Source organism: Streptomyces sp. URMC 127 (assembly GCF_051386535.1).
Classification (GTDB): Bacteria; Actinomycetota; Actinomycetes; order Streptomycetales; family Streptomycetaceae; genus Streptomyces.
This window is the reverse complement of the sequence record NZ_JBPQTW010000566.1, coordinates 1-241: the sequence shown is the minus strand read 5'-3', so window position 1 is coordinate 241 and position 241 is coordinate 1. Positions and strand designations below refer to the sequence as shown.

The window sequence follows — 241 nt, the reverse complement described above, 5'->3', positions numbered from 1 at the left end:
AACGGGGGCCCTGCCGCTGTATTCATCCTCGTACTCTCTTTTTCTCTTGATCTCAGAAACTGACTGCTTTGTGCGAATTTGCGTCACCTCATGATGCGGATATGTCCAGCTTAGCTGCTCCCGGGCTTTCTCATCAAACGCAAACGGGCCGGGAACTGGTTCACCTCGGCGGATCGCTTCTAGGCGCTCGCTTTTTTCTTCCAATCTTTCTTCCAGATCATCATCCAGCAAATCATAGGAA

1 protein-coding gene is annotated in these 241 nt (G+C 50.6%); it reads right to left on the bottom strand.

Features of this window, described 5'->3' with window-relative positions:
- A partial coding sequence (locus ACSNOH_RS35410) for a hypothetical protein (RefSeq protein WP_436725531.1) occupies positions 1-241 on the bottom strand: 241 nt, incomplete at both ends.